This window comes from Kushneria phyllosphaerae, from assembly GCF_900312995.1.
In the GTDB taxonomy this organism is placed as follows: Bacteria; Pseudomonadota; Gammaproteobacteria; order Pseudomonadales; family Halomonadaceae; genus Kushneria; species Kushneria phyllosphaerae.
On sequence record NZ_ONZI01000003.1, the window covers coordinates 419,492 to 437,094 of the forward strand.

Annotated in this window: 15 protein-coding genes; 10 read left to right on the plus strand and 5 right to left on the minus strand. The window is 59.7% G+C overall.

Features of this window, described 5'->3' with window-relative positions:
• Positions 1–134: 134 nt before the first annotated feature.
• The 6 genes from KSP9073_RS11835 to lpxL all read left to right on the plus strand — a co-directional run bounded on the left by KSP9073_RS11835 (position 135) and on the right by lpxL (position 7,412).
• On the plus strand, positions 135–1,088 hold the full coding sequence (locus KSP9073_RS11835; protein WP_108843156.1) for a DUF368 domain-containing protein: 954 nt from the start codon (positions 135–137) through the stop codon (positions 1,086–1,088).
• A 9-nt stretch (positions 1,089–1,097) separates the two neighbouring features.
• Positions 1,098–2,183 (plus strand): peptidoglycan DD-metalloendopeptidase family protein, encoded by a 1,086-nt coding sequence (locus KSP9073_RS11840; RefSeq protein ID WP_243409223.1) that lies wholly within the window; start codon positions 1,098–1,100, stop codon positions 2,181–2,183.
• Positions 2,184–2,293: 110 nt separating this feature from the next.
• Positions 2,294–3,274, plus strand: coding sequence for an RNA polymerase sigma factor RpoS (gene rpoS, locus KSP9073_RS11845; RefSeq protein ID WP_108843157.1), 981 nt, complete (start codon positions 2,294–2,296; stop codon positions 3,272–3,274).
• A gap of 300 nt (positions 3,275–3,574) precedes the next feature.
• The gene (locus tag KSP9073_RS11850; RefSeq protein WP_108843158.1) at positions 3,575–5,173 is read left to right on the plus strand and encodes a TolC family outer membrane protein; all 1,599 of its coding nucleotides are present in this window, start codon (positions 3,575–3,577) and stop codon (positions 5,171–5,173) included.
• Between the two features lie 30 nt (positions 5,174–5,203).
• Positions 5,204–6,340, plus strand: a complete 1,137-nt coding sequence (alr, locus tag KSP9073_RS11855; protein WP_108843159.1) for an alanine racemase — start codon at positions 5,204–5,206, stop codon at positions 6,338–6,340.
• Between the two features lie 139 nt (positions 6,341–6,479).
• Positions 6,480–7,412 (plus strand): LpxL/LpxP family Kdo(2)-lipid IV(A) lauroyl/palmitoleoyl acyltransferase, encoded by a 933-nt coding sequence (gene lpxL, locus KSP9073_RS11860; RefSeq protein ID WP_108843160.1) that lies wholly within the window; start codon positions 6,480–6,482, stop codon positions 7,410–7,412.
• Between the two features lie 125 nt (positions 7,413–7,537).
• On the opposite strand, the gene ettA is transcribed toward lpxL, so the two are convergent.
• From ettA to KSP9073_RS11875, 3 genes are all read right to left on the minus strand, one after another.
• Positions 7,538–9,199, minus strand: a complete 1,662-nt coding sequence (gene ettA, locus KSP9073_RS11865) for an energy-dependent translational throttle protein EttA (RefSeq protein WP_108843161.1) — start codon at positions 9,197–9,199, stop codon at positions 7,538–7,540.
• Between the two features lie 176 nt (positions 9,200–9,375).
• Positions 9,376–9,564, minus strand: coding sequence for a PA3496 family putative envelope integrity protein (locus tag KSP9073_RS11870; RefSeq protein ID WP_108843162.1), 189 nt, complete (start codon positions 9,562–9,564; stop codon positions 9,376–9,378).
• 179 nt (positions 9,565–9,743) lie between these two features.
• The gene (locus KSP9073_RS11875; RefSeq protein WP_108843163.1) at positions 9,744–10,181 is read right to left on the minus strand and encodes a PAS domain-containing protein; all 438 of its coding nucleotides are present in this window, start codon (positions 10,179–10,181) and stop codon (positions 9,744–9,746) included.
• 250 nt (positions 10,182–10,431) lie between these two features.
• On the opposite strand from KSP9073_RS11875, the gene KSP9073_RS11880 reads away from it, so the two are divergent.
• Entirely contained in the window at positions 10,432–10,716 is a 285-nt protein-coding gene (locus KSP9073_RS11880; RefSeq protein WP_108843414.1) for an Rdx family protein, read from the plus strand.
• Positions 10,717–10,784: 68 nt separating this feature from the next.
• Here KSP9073_RS11880 and KSP9073_RS11885 read toward each other — a convergent pair whose 3' ends face one another.
• On the minus strand, positions 10,785–11,765 hold the full coding sequence (locus KSP9073_RS11885; RefSeq protein ID WP_108843164.1) for a zinc transporter ZntB: 981 nt from the start codon (positions 11,763–11,765) through the stop codon (positions 10,785–10,787).
• Positions 11,766–11,888: 123 nt separating this feature from the next.
• Positions 11,889–12,587: an arylesterase gene (locus KSP9073_RS11890; protein WP_439330947.1), complete on the minus strand. Its 699-nt coding sequence runs from the start codon at positions 12,585–12,587 to the stop codon at positions 11,889–11,891.
• Between the two features lie 112 nt (positions 12,588–12,699).
• Here KSP9073_RS11890 and KSP9073_RS11895 point away from each other — a divergent pair, with 112 nt between their 5' ends.
• The 3 genes from KSP9073_RS11895 to KSP9073_RS11905 all read left to right on the plus strand — a co-directional run bounded on the left by KSP9073_RS11895 (position 12,700) and on the right by KSP9073_RS11905 (position 17,497).
• On the plus strand, positions 12,700–13,422 hold the full coding sequence (locus KSP9073_RS11895) for an ABC transporter ATP-binding protein (protein ID WP_243409244.1): 723 nt from the start codon (positions 12,700–12,702) through the stop codon (positions 13,420–13,422).
• Complete coding sequence (locus tag KSP9073_RS11900) at positions 13,422–16,001, plus strand: ABC transporter permease (protein WP_108843167.1); 2,580 nt, start codon at positions 13,422–13,424, stop codon at positions 15,999–16,001. The genes KSP9073_RS11895 and KSP9073_RS11900 overlap by 1 nt, the downstream gene beginning before the upstream one ends.
• Before the next feature lie 554 nt (positions 16,002–16,555).
• Positions 16,556–17,497 (plus strand): ATP-grasp fold amidoligase family protein, encoded by a 942-nt coding sequence (locus KSP9073_RS11905; protein ID WP_165814244.1) that lies wholly within the window; start codon positions 16,556–16,558, stop codon positions 17,495–17,497.
• The last annotated feature ends 106 nt before the right edge of the window (positions 17,498–17,603 follow it).

Genomic DNA, 17,603 nt, shown 5'->3' on the forward strand with positions numbered 1-17,603 from the left:
GGGGCGATGAGATACTCGCGCCCCTCGCATCGACAGGCGCGTTGCAGGCACTGTTTGCAGTTCGCCGCGGCGCGCGCTGTTGCAGGTTTTCCCGAGTCGGTCTTTGTGCCGCCCATTTATCTGGAGTAGAACAAGTGAAAAGGCATGTGACGCTTTTTCTGAAAGGCATGGGTATGGGAGCGGCGGATTCCGTGCCTGGCGTTTCCGGCGGTACCATCGCGTTTGTGACCGGCATCTATCAGGAACTGATCGAGACCATTCGTCGCTTTGGTCCGAGCGCGATCGGCGCATGGCGTGAACATGGCCTGAAGGGTCTGATCGTTCATCTCAATCTTGGCTTTTTGATACCGCTGCTGGCCGGCGTGGCGGCCAGCGTTTTGAGCCTTGCCCATCTGGTGAGCTATCTGCTGGACCACCAGACCATGCTGCTCAATGCCTTCTTTTTCGGGCTGGTGGTTGCCTCGGCGATCGTGGTGGCGCGTCGGCTGGATCGCTGGCGACTCGTTTTTTTGTTGCCTCTGGCCCTTGGGGCGCTGCTGGCGCATTTTCTGCCGGCCATTCTGCCCAGCGGTGGTGGGGGGCTGATGCTGTTTGTGGCAGGCGCCATTGCGATCAGTGCGATGCTGCTACCCGGTGTGTCCGGCAGCTTTTTATTGTTGACCATGGGCATGTATCACACCGTGATTGACGCCATCAAGGCGTTCGATCTTGTCGTCATGGCGCAGTTTGCGATGGGCTGTCTGCTGGGGCTTTTCACCTTTTCGCGCGTGCTGTCGTGGCTTTTCAAGCATCACTATTCCACCACGCTTTATCTGCTGATCGGCTTTATTCTGGGATCGCTTCCGGTACTCTGGCCCTGGCGTTCGCTGGAAAGTTATACGATGTCCCCGGATGGCGAAGTGGTGCCTCTGAAGTACAGACTGCTGTCACCGGAAGCCTATACGGCCGTCACCGGTGAACCGGCACACCTGTGGATCGCACTGGCGCTGGCGCTGGTCGGATTTATCGTGGTGGTGGCCGTGGGAGAACGTTCCGGGGATGACTCGTCACGGGTCTCCACGGACAGTCAATCAATGTCAAAGGAGTAGAGCAAAGACATGGTTCGATTTCATCTGCGCATGCGACAGGTCACTCTGGGCAGCAGTGTTGTTTTGATGGCGGTGCTGGGTGGCTGCGCTCAGATCAGCAACGCGCCTGCCGTCGAAGAGGCCTCGTTCAATCAAAATGCGATGGCCAACGGCATCTATCACGTCCAGCGTGGCGATACGATCTACTCGATTGGCTGGAAAACCGGCATCGATTTCCGTCGCCTTGCTTCGCTGAACAACCTTGCGCCCCCTTACGCCATTGAGCCCGGTCAGGCGCTGCGGCTTAATGAAAGCGTCAATGCACCGGCGCTGTCCTCGGCGTCTTCGGCCTCCTCGTCGGGCACCAGCGGTACGCACGCCACGGCGCTCAGCGGTGCTCAGGGCACTGACAGCAGTGGCGGCGATGACAGCTGGTTGTCCCCGGATGAGGACTCCATCAATCGCAGTCACAGCACCGGTGCCAATGCCGGCTCGCCAACGACGCTTTCCCAGGGCGCCGTCGGCGCGGCGGCCGGTGTGGGTGCCGCCGCCGGCAGTGCAGCCAGCAGCGGTTCTGGAGGCAGTCAGACCAGCCAGACCGGTACACAGGGTCCGGCTCCGACACCGGACAGCAGTGCTTCATCCGGGAGCAGCAGTGCCGGCAAGGAAGACACCGGCGGCACTGCAGTGGCGGGCAAAACCACCAGTGAAGACCGCTCTGATCGCACCTATACCCCCACCAGCAATATCCAGTGGCAATGGCCGACACAGGGCAAGGTTGTGGGTGATTTTGGCGACAAGACAAATCTCACGGCCGGGATTGATATTGCTGGTCAAAAGGGGCAACCTGTCAAGGCAGCCGGCCCCGGTATTGTCGTCTACGCCGGTAATGGCGTTCGCGGCTATGGCAATCTCATCATCCTCAAGCACAACGATCACTTCCTCAGCGCCTACGCGCATAATGACGCCTTGAACGTCAAGGAAAACGATGTCGTGCGTCAGGGCGAAACGATTGCCACCATGGGGTCCACGGACGCAGACAGCGTCAAGCTGCATTTTGAAATACGCCAGGATGGCCAACCGAAGGATCCGCTGCAGTATCTTCCGGATCGCTGAGGCACCAGGGAGACCGCTCATCCCTATCGAGATGAGCGGTGTTATGAGACCCGAAGGGTTGTCGACATGGTCGATAACACGGGAATCTCAAACGAAAAGGGGAAGTCGATATGAGCGTGGTTGAACAGGGATTGCACGACGACGTTGAAGTGGAAGAGAGCGAAAACGAGTTGACGCTCGATGACAGTAATGACAAGGAAGTGGATAACGCAGACGCGTTCGAAAAAGCCCTGAACAGGGAAGAACGCCAGCAGCATCAAAGTCTTGATGCCACCCAGATTTATCTCAACGAGATTGGATTTTCCCCGCTTCTGACACCGGAAGAGGAAGTTTACTACGGCCGTCTGGCGCGCAAGGGTGACCCTGCCGGACGCCAGCGCATGATCGAATCCAACCTGCGCCTGGTCGTCAAGATCGCACGGCGCTATCTCAATCGTGGTCTGACCCTGCTGGATCTGATCGAGGAAGGTAACCTCGGGCTGATCCGTGCGGTGGAAAAATTCGACCCCGAGCGCGGCTTTCGCTTTTCGACCTATGCCACCTGGTGGATTCGCCAGACCATTGAACGGGCGCTGATGAATCAGACCCGCACCATTCGTCTGCCCATTCACGTGGTCAAGGAACTCAATGTCTACCTGCGTGCCTCGCGCGAGCTGACACAGAAGCTTGATCATGAGCCCACGGCAGATGATATCGCCACCCATCTGGACCGTCCGGTAGAGTCGGTCAAGCGCATGATGGGGCTCAACGAGCGGGTGTCTTCGGTCGATTACCCGGTCGGCAGCGAAAACGACAAGCCGTTGCTGGACACGCTGGCCGATGAAAACGAGTCGGGGCCGGAGTCCGAGCTGGTCGATTTTGACGTCAAGGCGCATGTTGATGAATGGCTGGGCGAGCTGACCGAAAAGCAGATGGAAGTAGTGGTACGCCGCTTCGGGCTGCGCGGGCATGAAGCGGCCACGCTTGAAGAGGTGGGCGAAGAAATCGGCCTGACGCGCGAGCGCGTTCGCCAGATCCAGGTAGAGGCGCTTAAAAAGCTGCGTCGCATGCTTGAAAAGCAGGGCCTGTCTCTGGACTCCATCTTTGAGTAAGCCGCTCATGGCCTGACACCGTCAGGCAAGCCATCAACTGACCCGGGCAGATGATCAAAAACGGCGCCAATCTGGCGCTGTTTTTTTGATTGGCCTTTCTGGCCCGGTCAATCAGCAGACGTTGACCGCCTTTAAACATTCAGGGATGTATGTAAAATCCTGCAATGTGCTAAGCTCGCACCCCATAAGGTAGCTGCACTGTACTCATGACAGTGCGCTCAAGAATGCGACAAGGTTGCCCGCCGGTCACAAGATACTGACCAGAGACGGCCATAACCGTTTTAGACAGGGAATCATTCGATGCGTAAGTTCAGAGTACTGCCACTGGTGCTTGCCGTCTCGCTCGCGGGCCAGGCTCAGGCTGCTGACCTGATGTCCATCGCGCGCGATGCACTGGTTAACAACGCCGATCTCGCCGCCTCAAGATCAGGCTATAACAGTGTGCAGGCCGGTGAAGATATCGAGCGCGGCGACCTGCTGCCTCAGGTCAGTGCTACCGGCAGCGTCACGCGCTACAACATCACTTCTTCCCAGAGCAGCAACCTTGCCGCTGCAGGCGCAGGCGCAAACGGGGGCGCTGGCGGTATCAACGCTGGCGGTGGCAGTGACAATCACTACACCGGCAGTACGGTGCAGTTACAGGCCACTCAGGCCCTGTTTGATGCCACCAACTGGTATCAGCTGGAAGCGTCCAAACGCCAGACCGCCCAGGAAGCCCTGAACCTGCGCGTCGATCGCCAGCAGCTGCTTTATAACGTCGCTCAGGCCTATTTCGAAGTGCTGCGTGCCAAGGAACAGCTCGACACCCTGCGTGCCGAAGAGCAGGCCGTCTCGCGCCAGCTTGAGCAGGTACGCCAGCAGTTTGATGTTGGCATCGTGGCCGCTACCGATGTGTATGAGGCTCAGGCATCCTATGACCTGACCCGCTCGCAGCGGATCTCTCAGGAAAGCACCCTGCAGGTCAACTTCGAAGCGCTCGAGCAGCTGACCGGCAAGCAGTATTCCAGCATCGATGGCCTGGCCGATGACATGCCCATCGAGCGTCCGACACCGGCCAGCCAGCAGGCATGGGTCGAGATGGCCTCCAGCCAGAATCTGGATCTGCTGGCCGCACGGGCCGCCGTCAAGGTGGCGCGAGCCAATCTTGATACCTCGCGTGCCGGGCACCTGCCTGTCCTGTCCGCCTTTGCCAACTATCAGTATGGTGACAGCGATCAGGACAACCTGCGCGGCAACAACGAACAGAACCAGATCGGGCTGGAAGCCACCATTCCCATCTACACCGGGGGTTCGACCAGCGCTCAGGTCCGTCAGAGCACGTACTCGCTGGAACAGACCCAGTATCAGCAGGAATCACAGCTGCGCACTGCCGTTCAGCAGGTACGCTCCTACTATGCTCAGACGCTCAACAACGTCCTGAGCGTGCAGGCCCAAAAGCGCTCCATTGAGTCCAATCGCAGTGCGCTGGAAGCCACTCGCAATGGCTATGAAGTCGGCACGCGTAATATTGTCGATGTCCTGCAGGCCCAGCAGAATCTCTTTACCGCGATCTCCAACTACGCCGATGCACGTTATGATTACGTGCTCAACCTGTTGAGTCTTCGTCAGGAGGCCGGCATTCTGGATGTCGATACGCTGGATGTTCTCAATGGCTGGCTGCGTGCCGACAAGGCAGTGCTGCTGAACTTTGAGTCGCAGGGAACCACGGGGCTTGGCATCGGTGACGATCAGCCCGACCCCGGCATGAATGGCCCCAGTCCGCTGGAAGGCAGCCAGGGAGGTGCCGGTCAGCGTCAACTGCCGCCGCCCAACCGTACCGCCCTGCCGGATGACAATGATCTCAACGGTCTGGGGCGTGGTGGACTGGGGCGCGACATGTCCGGCAACACCGGCTACTGATACCCATCCTTTTGCACGGGGCTTGATCACATGAGGCCGCTGACAGCGCATATTGACCTGAATGCGCTGCGTCACAACTACCTGCAGGCGCGCCGGTATGCGCCAGAGGCGCGCGCCATGGCCGTGCTCAAGGCCAATGCCTACGGTCATGGCGCTATCGCCTGTGCTCAGGCCCTGCAGGATCTGGCACCGGCCATGGCGGTGGCCTGTCTGGAAGAGGGGCAGGCCCTTCGTGCCCGCGGCATCGAATGTCCCATTGTGCTGCTGGAAGGCTTTTTCGAGGCCGATGAGCTCGATGAGGTCATTACGGGCGGCTACTGGAGTGTGCTGCATACGCACTGGCAGGTTGATGCGCTGCTGACGCGGCTCGCGCGCTGGCCGCAGCACCGAATGACCGTGCTGGTCAAATGCGACAGCGGCATGCACCGGCTGGGGTTTGCCCCCGAAGAAGTCGGGGATCTTTGTGGGCGTCTGCAGGCGCATGCCGGGATCGAGCAGACGCTGCTGATGACCCACTTCGCAACGGCCGACACCCCCGATAGCCCGCTTTTGACCGCCCAGCTCGAGACGATCAATGCCCTGCGTTGCCTGCTTGATCTGCCCGGCTGTTTTGCCAATTCTCCTGCCACCCTGGGCGTGCCGGCTTCCCGGCATGACTGGGTACGCCCGGGCGTCATGCTCTATGGCGTCAATCCGCTGGAACCTCAACACGCGCTGCATGACGAGATCGAACAGATACTTCGCCCGGTCATGACGCTGGAAAGCCGGATCATTGCCGTGCGCGAATTACAGTCCGGTGAGCCCATCGGCTATGGTGCGCGCCATGTCACCCATCGACCCACACGGGTCGGCGTGGTGGCCTGCGGCTACGGTGATGGTTATGATCGTCATGCCAGAGAGGGCACCCCGGTTCTGGTGGAAGGAAAGCGCGCCGCCATTGCCGGACGCGTCTCGATGGACATGCTGACCGTGGACATCACCGAGCTGCCCGAGGCCGGCATCGGATCACGCGTGACCCTTTGGGGGCGCGACGCCAGCGGTTCGGAGCTCAGCGTCAGCGAGGTGGCAAGCTGGTGCGATACCATCGCCTATACGCTGCTGACCGGCATACTGCCGCGCGTGCCGCGTTGTTATCATCAGGACGACGACGCTCGAGAGAGCGTCTGATACCAGCGCGTTGTTCTGATGAATTGTTCTGATGGGTTGTCGATAGCCGGTGCCTTGTTCCGTGATCCCTTATTAGTGTCTGCCGCGTGATACACATGCGCCAGCGCGTCTGCCCGCAGGAAGTTACACAGGCTGATTGATGAGTAAACGCAAACGTCACGACTACCCCGAATCCTTTGCGCATCCGCGCTACTGGTCCACCTGGTGTGCGATCGGCTTGATGCGCGTGGGCGCCTTTCTGCCCTGGCGGCTCAAGCTGTGGGTCGGCACGGCCATTGGCGAGCTGGTATGGCGCTTCGTCAAACGTCGTCGCCATATCACCGAGACCAATCTGCGGCTGTGTTTCCCCGAGCTGGGGGAGCGCGAGCTCGCCAGACTGGTGCGGCGTACCTTCCATGCCAACGGCATAGGTATTCTGGAAACCGCCACCGGCTGGTGTCGCGACCCCGAGCACCTGCGTCACCGGGTCAGCTTCAAGGGCACCGAGCACATGGAGGCGGCGAAAGCCCGCGGCAAGGGGGTGCTGATCATTGGTATCCACTTCTCGACGCTGGATCTGGGCGGTGCGCTGCACTCGCTGTTCTTTGATGCCGACGTGGTGTATCGACCGCACAACAATCCCCTGTTCGAGCATTTCATGACGAAAGCGCGGCGCGGGATTTTCGGTGCCGCCATTGATCGGCATGATCTGCGTGGCGTGGTCCGGCGCGTCAAGGGCGGTCATGCGGTCTGGTATTCGCCGGATCAGGACTTTGGCCGCGACGCGAGCGTGTTTGCCCCATTTTTCGGCATTGATGCCGCCTCCATCCGGTTGACCTCCAAGATTGCGCGCATGACCGGTGCACCGGTCATGCCGCTGATGTTTCATCGCAATCCGGACAATCGCACCTATACGCTCGAATATCTGCCGGCGCTGGAAAACTTCCCCAGCGGCGATGAGGTGGCTGATGCCACTCAGGTCAACGCCTTTATCGAAATGGCCATTCGCAAGCATCCCGAGCAGTATCTCTGGCTGCATCGTCGCTTCAAGACCCGCCCGGAAGGGGAGGCGTCCTTCTACGACCAGCGTTGACGTCGTGACAGAAGGGACGTGATCAAGGCCACGTCATGAAAAAAGCCACGTCGTAAAAAGCCGCGTTATAAAAAAGGGCCACCCCAATGGGGTGGCCCTTTTAATGCACCGGAGACTGAGCTCGATCAGGCGTCGATACGCTTGTACTTCACGCGTTTGGGCGTGTCGCTGCCTACGCGCTTGTGATAGTCCGCTTCATAGTCGGTGTAGTTGCCTTCGAAGAACTCCACGTGGGAATCGCCTTCGTAGGCCAGGATGTGCGTGGCGACACGGTCCAGGAACCAACGGTCGTGGCTGATGACCATCGCACAGCCCGGGAAGGCCAGCAGGGCCTCTTCCAGGGCGCGCAGGGTCTCGATATCCAGATCGTTGGACGGCTCATCGAGCAGCAGCACGTTGGCGCCCTGCTTGAGCGTCTGGGCCAGCTGCAGGCGGCCACGTTCCCCACCCGAGAGATCCTTCAGATACTTCTGCTGGTCGTTGCCCTTGAAGTTGAAGCGACCGACATAAGCGCGCGAAGACACTTCGTAGCCGTTGATGCTGAGCATGTCCTGGCCGCCGGAAACGGCTTCCCAGACGGTCTGGCGATCGTCCATCGCATCGCGTAGCTGCTCGACGTAGGCGATGTCGACGGTCTCGCCGATCACCACCTCACCGCTGTCGGGCTGCTCCTGACCGGTGATCATGCGAAACAGGGTCGACTTGCCGGCGCCGTTGCCACCCACAATGCCCACGATCGCGCCCGGCGGTACGGACAGGGTCAGATCCTCGATCAGCATCTTGTTGCCAAAGCGCTTGGTGACGTTATGCAGCTCGATGACCTTGTCGCCCAGACGCGGTCCCGGCGGAATGTAAATCTCGTTGGTTTCGTTGCGCTTCTGAAAATCGCCGGACTGCAGCTCGTCAAAGCGATTGAGGCGCGCCTTGCTCTTGGCCTGGCGGCCCTTGGGGTTCTGGCGAACCCACTCAAGCTCCTGCTTGATGGCCTTTTGACGCGTGGCTTCCTGCTTGGCTTCCTGCTCGAGACGCTTCTCCTTGGCTTCAAGCCAGGTCGAGTAGTTGCCTTCCCAGGGAATGCCGCGGCCGCGGTCGAGCTCGAGGATCCAGCCGGCAGCGTTGTCCAGGAAGTAGCGGTCGTGCGTCACAGCTACGACCGTGCCGCTGAACTCGGTCAAAAAGCGCTCGAGCCAGCCCACGGATTCAGCGTCCAGGTGGTTGGTCGGCTCATCGAGCAGCAGCATGTCAGGGCCTGACAGCAGCAGTCGGCACAGGGCGACACGGCGACGCTCACCGCCCGAGAGATGCTCTACGAGCGCGTCCCACGGCGGCAGGCGCAGGGCTTCAGCGGCCACTTCCAGCTTGCGCTCGAGATTGTGGGCGTCGCTGGCTTCGATCATGTTCTCAAGGCGGGCCTGCTCGGCGGCCAGCGCGTCAAAGTCGGCGTCTGGCTCGGCGTAGGCGGCGTAGACGGCATCAAGCTTTGCCTGCGCTTCAGTAATGGCGGACAGGGCTTCCTCGACGGTCTCGCGGACCGTCTTGCTGTCGTCAAGCTCCGGTTCCTGCGGCAGGTAACCCACGTTGAGATTGGGCATGGGCCGGGCTTCGCCGTGATAGTCCTGATCGACGCCCGCCATGATTCTCAGAAGGGATGACTTGCCCGAACCGTTCAGCCCGAGCACGCCGATCTTGGCACCGGGGAAAAACGACAGGGAGATATCCTTGAGGATGTCACGCTTGGGGGGCACGGTCTTGCCCACCCGATTCATGGTATATACGTATTGCGCCATGGAGTGGATTCAGCCTCGTAGTCAATGGTGATAGGCAGGGTATCAGAGGCAGTCGTCTGCCAGTACCGTGATGATAGAGATCAGGAGGCATCACGGCCAGCGTCAAGCGGTGGGTAGTGGCGTGGTCACAAACGTTCAGGGCGCCACACGGGCGCCCTGCTAGAGGAAGCGTTGGACTATTCTTCCTCGTCCCATGCCTCCCAGCCATCGATCAGATCGCGCTCGAGTCGACGCTTTTCCAGCAGCGTCTCAACGCGCCGGCGCGCGCAGATCTCTCCCTTCTTGGGACGCGCGTTGGGCGTCCAGGTGTCATCGTTGACCGCTTCGAACTCATCGGGTGCTTCATCAAACAGCTCGGTACTCATGGTGACTGCCCTTAGCTGCAAAAAAGGCTATATAGCGCCCTTTGTGGCCTCAGGCAAGCGGTTTTGACGTGTTCATGCCTTCGATGATTGACAAGGATGTCGATGACACGAGAAAAGCTGTCCGGCCCGCTGGTGGCGGGTGTTCAGAAGCATCATGGGCAAGTAGCGGTCAACGGCGCTCAGGATGTCTCTTCGACGCGAGTGCGCAGACGTTCGAGCTCCTGCTGGGCCTCTACCAGACTGCTCACATCCTTCTGGACGCCGATGAAGTAAAGAAGCTGATCCTCTTCATCGTGGATGGGGGTAATGGACAGTTCATTCCAGAACAGGGCGCCATCCTTTTTGTAGTTGCGAATGATTTCACGGCAGGGGTGACCTTCCCTGAGGGCATCACGAATGCGGTCAAGGCCGGGCTGCTGATTGTCACCGTTTTGTAAAAAGCGGCAGTCGCGATAGAGGATGTCGTCGGCGCTGTAGCCCGTCAGACGTTCAAAGCCGCTGTTAACGTAGATCAGGATGTTTTCGTTGCCTTCCCGCTCTGCCACGACGATACCGTCTTCCGAGGCATTAACGACACGTTCGAGCAGCTCGGGGCTGATCATCCGCTGTGTTTGCATGATCGATGCTTCCTCAAATGAAAATGCAGCCCTGCCATGCAGACGGCGACTTTTCGGTCATGAAAGATAGGCTTGCATGATATGAAGTCCGACAGGCGCGAAGCCAGCATAATGAGGTGTAAAAATGCCTTTTGCGCAGGGCTTCATTAGATTAACTAATAGGCAGCAGGGTTTTTTAAGGACCTCTGTTGCATGATGTAACCCCATGGTCGTGAAAGAAAAGCCGGTGTTCTCTCATAAGGAGCCATTCATGAAAGTGACCATTCACTACTGCACCCAGTGTCAGTGGCTGCTGCGCGCCGGCTGGTACGCGCAGGAGCTGTTATCCACCTTTGGCGAGAGCCTTGAGCAGGTGGCACTGGCCCCCGGCCACGGCGGCCATTTCGAGGTGGTGATCACCCTTGATGCGCAGGACACCTCCGAGGTGCTCTGGGAGCGCAAGCGCGATGGCGGGTTTCCCGACATCAAGGAGCTCAAGCGGCGGGTGCGTGACCGCCTCGACCCCGAGCGTGATCTGGGCCATATCGACCGCTAAGCTGCCTGGGGGCTGCCTTTAAAAGGCTATCACCCGGGGGCGATCACCAGAGGGCCCTTGCCCAGGAGCTACCACCAGCGCCACTTTTTCAGGATGCCCATGACCCCGGCACCGACCAGCATTGACAGCACCACGACCACGGCAAAGCCTGCCGGGCTTGCAGCCCCCGGAATGCCACCGACGTTGATGCCCAAAAGCCCGGTCAAAAAGGTCAGGGGCAGGAAAACGGCCGTAATGATGGCCATCAGGTACATGCGCTCGTTGAGGCGCTCGTTATGCGAGTTCCAGATCTGCTCCTGCAGAATCAGGGCGCGCTCCTGCATGGCGCGAAAATCCTCGACGTAGCGAAAGAGCTGGTTGGATGCCTCGCGAAGCCAGAGCCGCGCGGTCTCATCGAAGATGTCATCCTCGGCAAGGCGTGCCAGACAGTGATACTGCGGCTCCATGAACCGGCGCAGCGTAATCAGCGGCTGGCGGATATCGGTCAGCTCCTCGTTGGTGATGGCGGGCGCATCCTGAACGGTCTGGCGCTCTTCCAGCTCGCTGAGTGCATCATCAATCTGGTGGGTCAGATCCCCAACCCGGTCGACCAGCGTGTCGGCCATGCCGGCCATCAGTTCGCCGACATTGCGGGCGCCTTCACCGGCATCGAGATAGGCACGAACCCGGGTAATCGACTGTAGCGGTCGCCGACGCACGGTGATCAGTCGATTCTCGGTCAGCCACACCCTCAGCGAGACCAGATCATCGGGATCTGCGCCCGGATTCAGGTTGATGCCGCGCAGGGTCGTGATTCTCCCGCCTTTGAACACTGCCACGCGCGGGCGGGTATCTTCCTCTGTCAGCGCCTCTATGATGTCTTCATCAAGCTCGGCAATGGTGCCAAGAAAATGGTCGACATCCTTGTGGGTAAAGTCCAGATGCATCCAGAGCTGTGCATCGTCGTGATGCCAAGCGCGGGAAAGCGCCTCATGATCCAGCGGCGTACCGCTGCCCTGGCCATCCAGACGATAGGCCACCACAAAGGAGGAGGGAGAAGCAGAGGACATGTCAGGGGTTCCACCGTACGTCGAAGATAAGGAAACAGGGCGGCCATGCCGCCATGATTGAATCAGGGCCTGTGACTGAGCCAGTACCCATGATCAAGCCAGTACCCGGGGTTGAATCAGTGCTTAATGGCGGCTGGCAGGCGTCGCATCACCTGGCGATGCTTTATCCAGCATGGCGGCCACGGTAGGCCAGATATTATCAAGCATGATGGGCTGTCCCTTTGCGTTGGGATGAATGCGATCGTTCTGCATCAGCTCATCATTGAGCGCCACACCCTCAAGAATAAAGGGCACCAGCGGCACATCATATTGGCTGGCAAGCGTCGGGAAAACGTTGGCGAAGGCCTTCGTATACGTCCTGCCATAGTTGGGGGGGATCAGAATGCCCAGCAGGGCAACCCGTGCGCCACTGGCCTGGCTCTTCTCGATCATTTGCGCCAGGTTATCCTGCATGCGCTCGGGGGGGAGCCCCTGTAAACCGTCGTTGCCCCCCAGCTCCAGCAGCACGATATCGGGGTGGTGCGTTTCAAGCGCCTTGGGCAGCCGCTCGAGACCGGCTGCCGTGGTGTCGCCGCTGATGCTGGCATTGATTACCGTATGCTGTCCCGGCGTTTCGGCCTCCAGCCGCTGACGCAGCAGGTTGACCCAGCCCTCGTCACGCTCGATACCGCGGGCCGCGCTGAGGCTGTCGCCTACCACCAGCAGCGTTTCGGCATGAACCGGCTGTAGAACTGCTGCCAGCACAACTGCCAGCACCATCAGTAGGCGTCGGGCCTTCGGCGCGATGCGATGTGAAACCTTCATCCAATTCAGGTAGCGCAAGATGTCGACTCCAGAAACCAGAAAACAGGACGTTGAGCACCCCGGTCAGGATGGTCGTTTACAGGGTGATCATGCACGAAGCGCACGCCCACAGGATAGAACACCGATCCTGATGGCGCGCCAGCTTGAAAAGACCGTGGGCAGCGGGTCAAACGCCATCACCATCCTGCACGCGCTGGATCTGGAGATTCACGCCGGTGAAAGCGTGGCCATCGTGGGGAGCTCGGGGTCGGGAAAATCCACCCTGCTGGCCTTGCTGGCCGGGCTGGACACGCTTACTCGCGGCGAGCTTGCCCTGTTCGGCGAGCCGTTGTCCTCGCTGGATGAAGACGGCCGCGCGCGTCTTCGGGCCGGGCAGGTCGGGTTCGTGTTTCAGAACTTTCAGCTGCTGCCAACGCTGACCGCGCTTGAAAACGTGCTGCTGCCGCTGGAGTTGAGTGACCACAACGTCGATACCGATCAGGCCCGGCAGTGGCTGGTGCGCGTGGGGCTGGAGGCGCGCGTCCAGCACCTGCCCAAACAGCTCTCGGGTGGCGAGCAGCAACGGGTCGCGATCGCGCGTGCCTTTGTCGCCCGCCCGGCGCTGGTCTTTGCCGATGAGCCGACCGGCAATCTTGATCGCGCCACGGGCGACCGGGTGGCGGATCTGCTCTTTACGCTCAACCGGGAATCCGGCACCACCCTGGTGCTGGTCACGCATGATCCCCGGCTGGCCGCGCGCTGCGATCGCACCCTGACGCTTGATGACGGACGACTGCACGCCCGCGCTTCCGATCACGCCCGCGGCCCGGATACTGCGCCCCCGAGTCATGAGCCTGAAGGAGTGGATCACTGATGACTGCCCGCTTAACGCCCGATGCCGGACCCCCGAGACGTCGCCCCTCATTCGGGTGGGGCCATACGCTGCGGCTGGGGTGGGCGGGGCTCCGGCGCGACCTGCGCGCCGCGGATGTCCGTGCGCTCTTTCTGGCACTGGTACTGGCGGTGGCGGCGACCACCATGATCGGCTTTTTTCTGGATCGCATCGGCAGTGCGCTGGAGCGTCAATCCGGTCAGCTGCTGGGGGGCGATCTGGTGCTGGTGCAGGGCAACCCCTTTGATACACAGGTTCTCGATGCGCTGGAGGACGCCGGGATGACCACGGCGCGCCAGGTCAATACGGTCTCGATGGCGGGGTTTGAGGATCGTTTTCAGCTGGCAAGCCTCAAGGGCGTGGCGCCGGCCTATCCGCTATATGGCAGCTTTCAGGTCGACTTTGGCGACGGGGTCGAGACCACTACTCGACTGCCCGATCGCCATACAGTCTGGGTCGAGCCGCGCCTGGGGACTGCGCTTGGGCTATCGCTGGGCGATGCCATCACGCTGGGGGACGAGCAGTTTCGGATCAGCGGCTGGATTTTAGAGGAGCCGGATCAGGATGTGGGGCTTGCAAGCTTTAACCCGCGCATCATGATCAACCTGCCGGATCTGGAGCGTTCGGGGCTTATTGCCCCCGGCGCTCGATTGACCTGGCGCTTGCTGGCCGCCGGCCCGCCGGAGGCGGTCAGCTCGCTGGATAGCCAGCTCGAAGCCTGGCAGGACCGCGGCATTCGCGTGATTGATGTGCGCAAGGACAGTCCGCGCATCGGTCGGGCACTGGAGCGCTCTCAGCAATACCTGAGCCTGTCGGGGCTGGCCGCCGTGCTGCTGGCCGGCGTCGCGGTGGCCATGGCCACCCGGCGTTATGTCGAGCGTCATCTGGATACGGCAGCCCTGATGCGTTGCTTTGGCGCCAGTCAACAGCAGCTCTCGCGCATTTTTGCCGCGCAACTGGCCATGCTGGCCCTGACCGCTGCCGCGGCCGGTGCGGTGCTGGGGCTGGTCGGCCAGTGGGCGCTGTTGAGCCTGCTGGTGCAGTTTCTGCCGCTGGAATTACCGCCACCGGGGCCGCTGCCATTACTGCTGGGCATGCTGACGGCCGTGGCCATCCTGATTGGATTTGCCGGCCCGACACTGTTGCGCCTCAAGCAGGTCAGCGCCCTCAATGTGCTGCGTCGCGAGCTGGCACCGCTGCCTGCCGCCGGCTGGGTGATCATCCTTTGTGCCAGCCTCATGTTCGGGGCACTGCTGTGGCTTTATAGCGGCGATCTCGTGCTGTCAGCCGGGCTGTTGATCGGTGGGCTGGTGACCCTGGTCGTACTGTGGGGTGTCGCCCAGGTGATGCTGTCGCTGCTGCTGCACGGGGCAACGCTATTGCCACGGCACTGGCGCATGGGCAGCCGACAGCTGGCGCGGCGTCGACAGTCCAGCATTAGCCAAATTCTGGCTTTCGCCGTCACCTTCGCCCTGATGGCGCTGATTGCATTGGTGCGCACGGACCTGATTGATGACTGGCAGTCGAAGCTGCCTGTTGATGCCCCCAATCAGTTTGCCATCAACATTCAGCCCAGCCAGCGAGACGGGTTTATCAGCGCGCTGGATACCATTACCGATAGCCGCTCGGAGGTCTATCCGATCGTGCGTGGGCGACTGGTCGAGATCAATGGCGTGACCGCGCGAGATGCGGTGCCGGAAACGGCCCGCAACGATGGCAACCTGCGCCGTGAGATCAATCTGACCTGGGCGGCGACCATACCTGACAGCAATACGCTGACGCAGGGCGCCTGGCTTTCAAACGACAATGATCAAAACGGGCAGACGGGGACGCGTGATGCGCCGGTGGGCGTCTCGGTCGCGGAAAGCATGGCGAAGGAGCTGTCTCTCGGGCTCGGTGACAGGCTGACGTTCGATATCGGCGGGCGCGAGATTACGGCCAGCATTACCAGTCTGCGCAAGGTAGATTGGGAGTCGTTTCAGCCCAACTTCTTCGTGATTTTTCCGCCCGGGCCGCTGGCGCGCTTTAGTCACAGTTTCATCACCGCCTTTCATCTGCCGCTGAATCAGCAGCAGGCACTGGGGCCGCTGATACAGCAATATCCCTCGGTCTCGTTGCTGGACATCGACGCCATTTTGCAGCAGGTGCGTGATCTGCTGCGCCAGGTCTCAAGAGCCGTGGAACTGGTGTTGCTGTTCGTCCTGCTGGCCGGCATTGCCGTGTTGTATGCCGCGCTGACCGCCTCCCGACCGGCCCGTAGCCATGAATGGGCGCTGCTCAGGGTGTTCGGTGCTGGCGATCGACGGCTGGTGCGGACTCAACTGGCGGAGTTTGGCTGGCTCGGCTTTTGTAGCGGTCTGCTGGGGGCCATGTTGGCAGAAGGTGTCAGCGCCATGCTGTATGGCGTCTGGCTGGACCTCGACGTGCGCGTGCATTTGAGTGTGTGGCTTTTAATGCCACTGGGTGGGGCAATTTTAATCGGCGGTATCGGGTATCTGCTCAGTACACCGCTGCGACGTCAGGCCCCGATGGAAAGTCTGCGGCTGCTGGGGGAAGGGTAGGCAAGACTCCTTTACGAGTCAGAACCATCGAATGACATACCCGGTCAAAAATGGCCGGGTATTTCAGCATTTAAAGGCGGGAGAAACCAGACAGCGCAGAGCCGTTGAATATCATTATTCAGATAATGGGGATGATGTCATTTCAGGCGTTTTTCTGATACATCATTGTTGGTTTTAGCGCTCTGTATATCAGTTAACAAGAATTAAATAAGTAGTCATGGCAGGCTGATCAATTTGAAAGTTTACCAACTTCTTTAAGACGGTAAAAATAGCCGTGTAGTAAAATTCCATGTTGCACTACTTTAGTGCGTATCCGCTCCCTTTTGGTGCTGGAAACTCGTTTCTGCACAGTCGTCTCTGTTGTGCCTATATACATTCACACCGCTCTGAACGCCCTTCTTATAACATCGTGGTTTTCAATTAACCGGGCCCAGAGAAGCCGTTGAATACCGGTCAGCCATCATGCACCGGTTCAAGGGTAGAGGTGATCACCTGCCATGACTCATGAGCGGGCTTTCGCCATTGGTGTTGATATCATCAAGGGGCATGAACGCATGAGAAAGCTGCGAAGCTTGATCTACCGGCTGTTTAAAAAAACACCGGATTTTATCTATTTCAATCTGACCTATCTGCGCCTGCACGGTCGCTTTTGTAATTTCAGATCGCCTGAAAGTGTCAGTGAAAAGATCTTTCATCGGATGCGTTATCCGCATCCCTGTTTTTCGACACTGGCCGATAAAGTGGCGGTGCGAAGCTATATTACCGAGCGTGCTGGCGAGCGGTATCTGGTGCCCTTTGTCGGTGTTTATGACACGATCACCGAGCGAGAATTGAGCCGCATTCAGGAGCCGTTTGTCATCAAGGCCAATCACAGCGCCGGGCAGGTGGCCGTGATTAAAAAACCCTGGCATACGGATATGTTTAAATTGGCCTGTGAGGCCAACCAATGGCTGGATTACGACTACGCAGGCCTGCACCGGGAAAAGCATTACCGCGCCATAAAGCCGCAGCTCGTGATTGAAAAGGCCCTGCTGATCGACGGAGAGGTTCCGGCGGATTACAAGGTGCTGGTGCTGAACAATGGCGATGAGCAGGAGATCTATATTCAGCTGATTGCCGGGCGCTTTACCGATATCCGCTGTCAGTTTTTCACCGAAGACTGGCAGATTGCCCCGTTCAACCGTCGTGGTTACAAGCCCCTGCAGGGGGAAGAGCTCAAGGCGCCTGCGTGTCTCGATGAAATGATTCAGGTGGCGAAGGCGCTTTCCGAGCCCTTCGGCTTCTGTCGCGTGGATTTCTTCGTGGTTGGCGAGCGCTGCTATGTGGGAGAACTGACCTTTACACCGGTGGCCGGAGAGTTCGTACTTGACCCGGTCAGCGCCGATATCGAGCTGGGGCGCAAGATCGGCTTCCCGGAAAACATCGATTTGACAAAGCCCCCCAGACAGTCTTTGGAAGCTTCCATGCCCCTCGCTGCAGAAAGCGTGCCGGCGTAAGCCAATATCGTAGTGAAAAACAAAAAACGGCAGCCTTTGCGGGCTGCCGTTTTTGTTTCAGGTATCAGGAGCCTTTACGGAAAGGCTCGTGACAACCTCGCTTTTG

What these genes read in the sequence shown, in the direction of transcription:
- KSP9073_RS11840 (WP_243409223.1), top strand. Translation starts at nt 1,098, where the DNA reads ATGGTTCGATTTCATCTGCGCATGCGACAGGTCACTCTGGGCAGCAGT.
- rpoS (WP_108843157.1), top strand. Translation starts at nt 2,294, where the DNA reads ATGAGCGTGGTTGAACAGGGATTGCACGACGACGTTGAAGTGGAAGAG.
- KSP9073_RS11850 (WP_108843158.1), top strand. Translation starts at nt 3,575, where the DNA reads ATGCGTAAGTTCAGAGTACTGCCACTGGTGCTTGCCGTCTCGCTCGCG.
- alr (WP_108843159.1), top strand. Translation starts at nt 5,204, where the DNA reads ATGAGGCCGCTGACAGCGCATATTGACCTGAATGCGCTGCGTCACAAC.
- lpxL (WP_108843160.1), top strand. Translation starts at nt 6,480, where the DNA reads ATGAGTAAACGCAAACGTCACGACTACCCCGAATCCTTTGCGCATCCG.
- ettA (WP_108843161.1), bottom strand. Translation starts at nt 9,199, where the DNA reads ATGGCGCAATACGTATATACCATGAATCGGGTGGGCAAGACCGTGCCC.
- KSP9073_RS11870 (WP_108843162.1), bottom strand. Translation starts at nt 9,564, where the DNA reads ATGAGTACCGAGCTGTTTGATGAAGCACCCGATGAGTTCGAAGCGGTC.
- KSP9073_RS11875 (WP_108843163.1), bottom strand. Translation starts at nt 10,181, where the DNA reads ATGCAAACACAGCGGATGATCAGCCCCGAGCTGCTCGAACGTGTCGTT.
- KSP9073_RS11880 (WP_108843414.1), top strand. Translation starts at nt 10,432, where the DNA reads ATGAAAGTGACCATTCACTACTGCACCCAGTGTCAGTGGCTGCTGCGC.
- KSP9073_RS11885 (WP_108843164.1), bottom strand. Translation starts at nt 11,765, where the DNA reads ATGTCCTCTGCTTCTCCCTCCTCCTTTGTGGTGGCCTATCGTCTGGAT.
- KSP9073_RS11895 (WP_243409244.1), top strand. Translation starts at nt 12,700, where the DNA reads ATGGCGCGCCAGCTTGAAAAGACCGTGGGCAGCGGGTCAAACGCCATC.
- KSP9073_RS11900 (WP_108843167.1), top strand. Translation starts at nt 13,422, where the DNA reads ATGACTGCCCGCTTAACGCCCGATGCCGGACCCCCGAGACGTCGCCCC.
- KSP9073_RS11905 (WP_165814244.1), top strand. Translation starts at nt 16,556, where the DNA reads ATGAGAAAGCTGCGAAGCTTGATCTACCGGCTGTTTAAAAAAACACCG.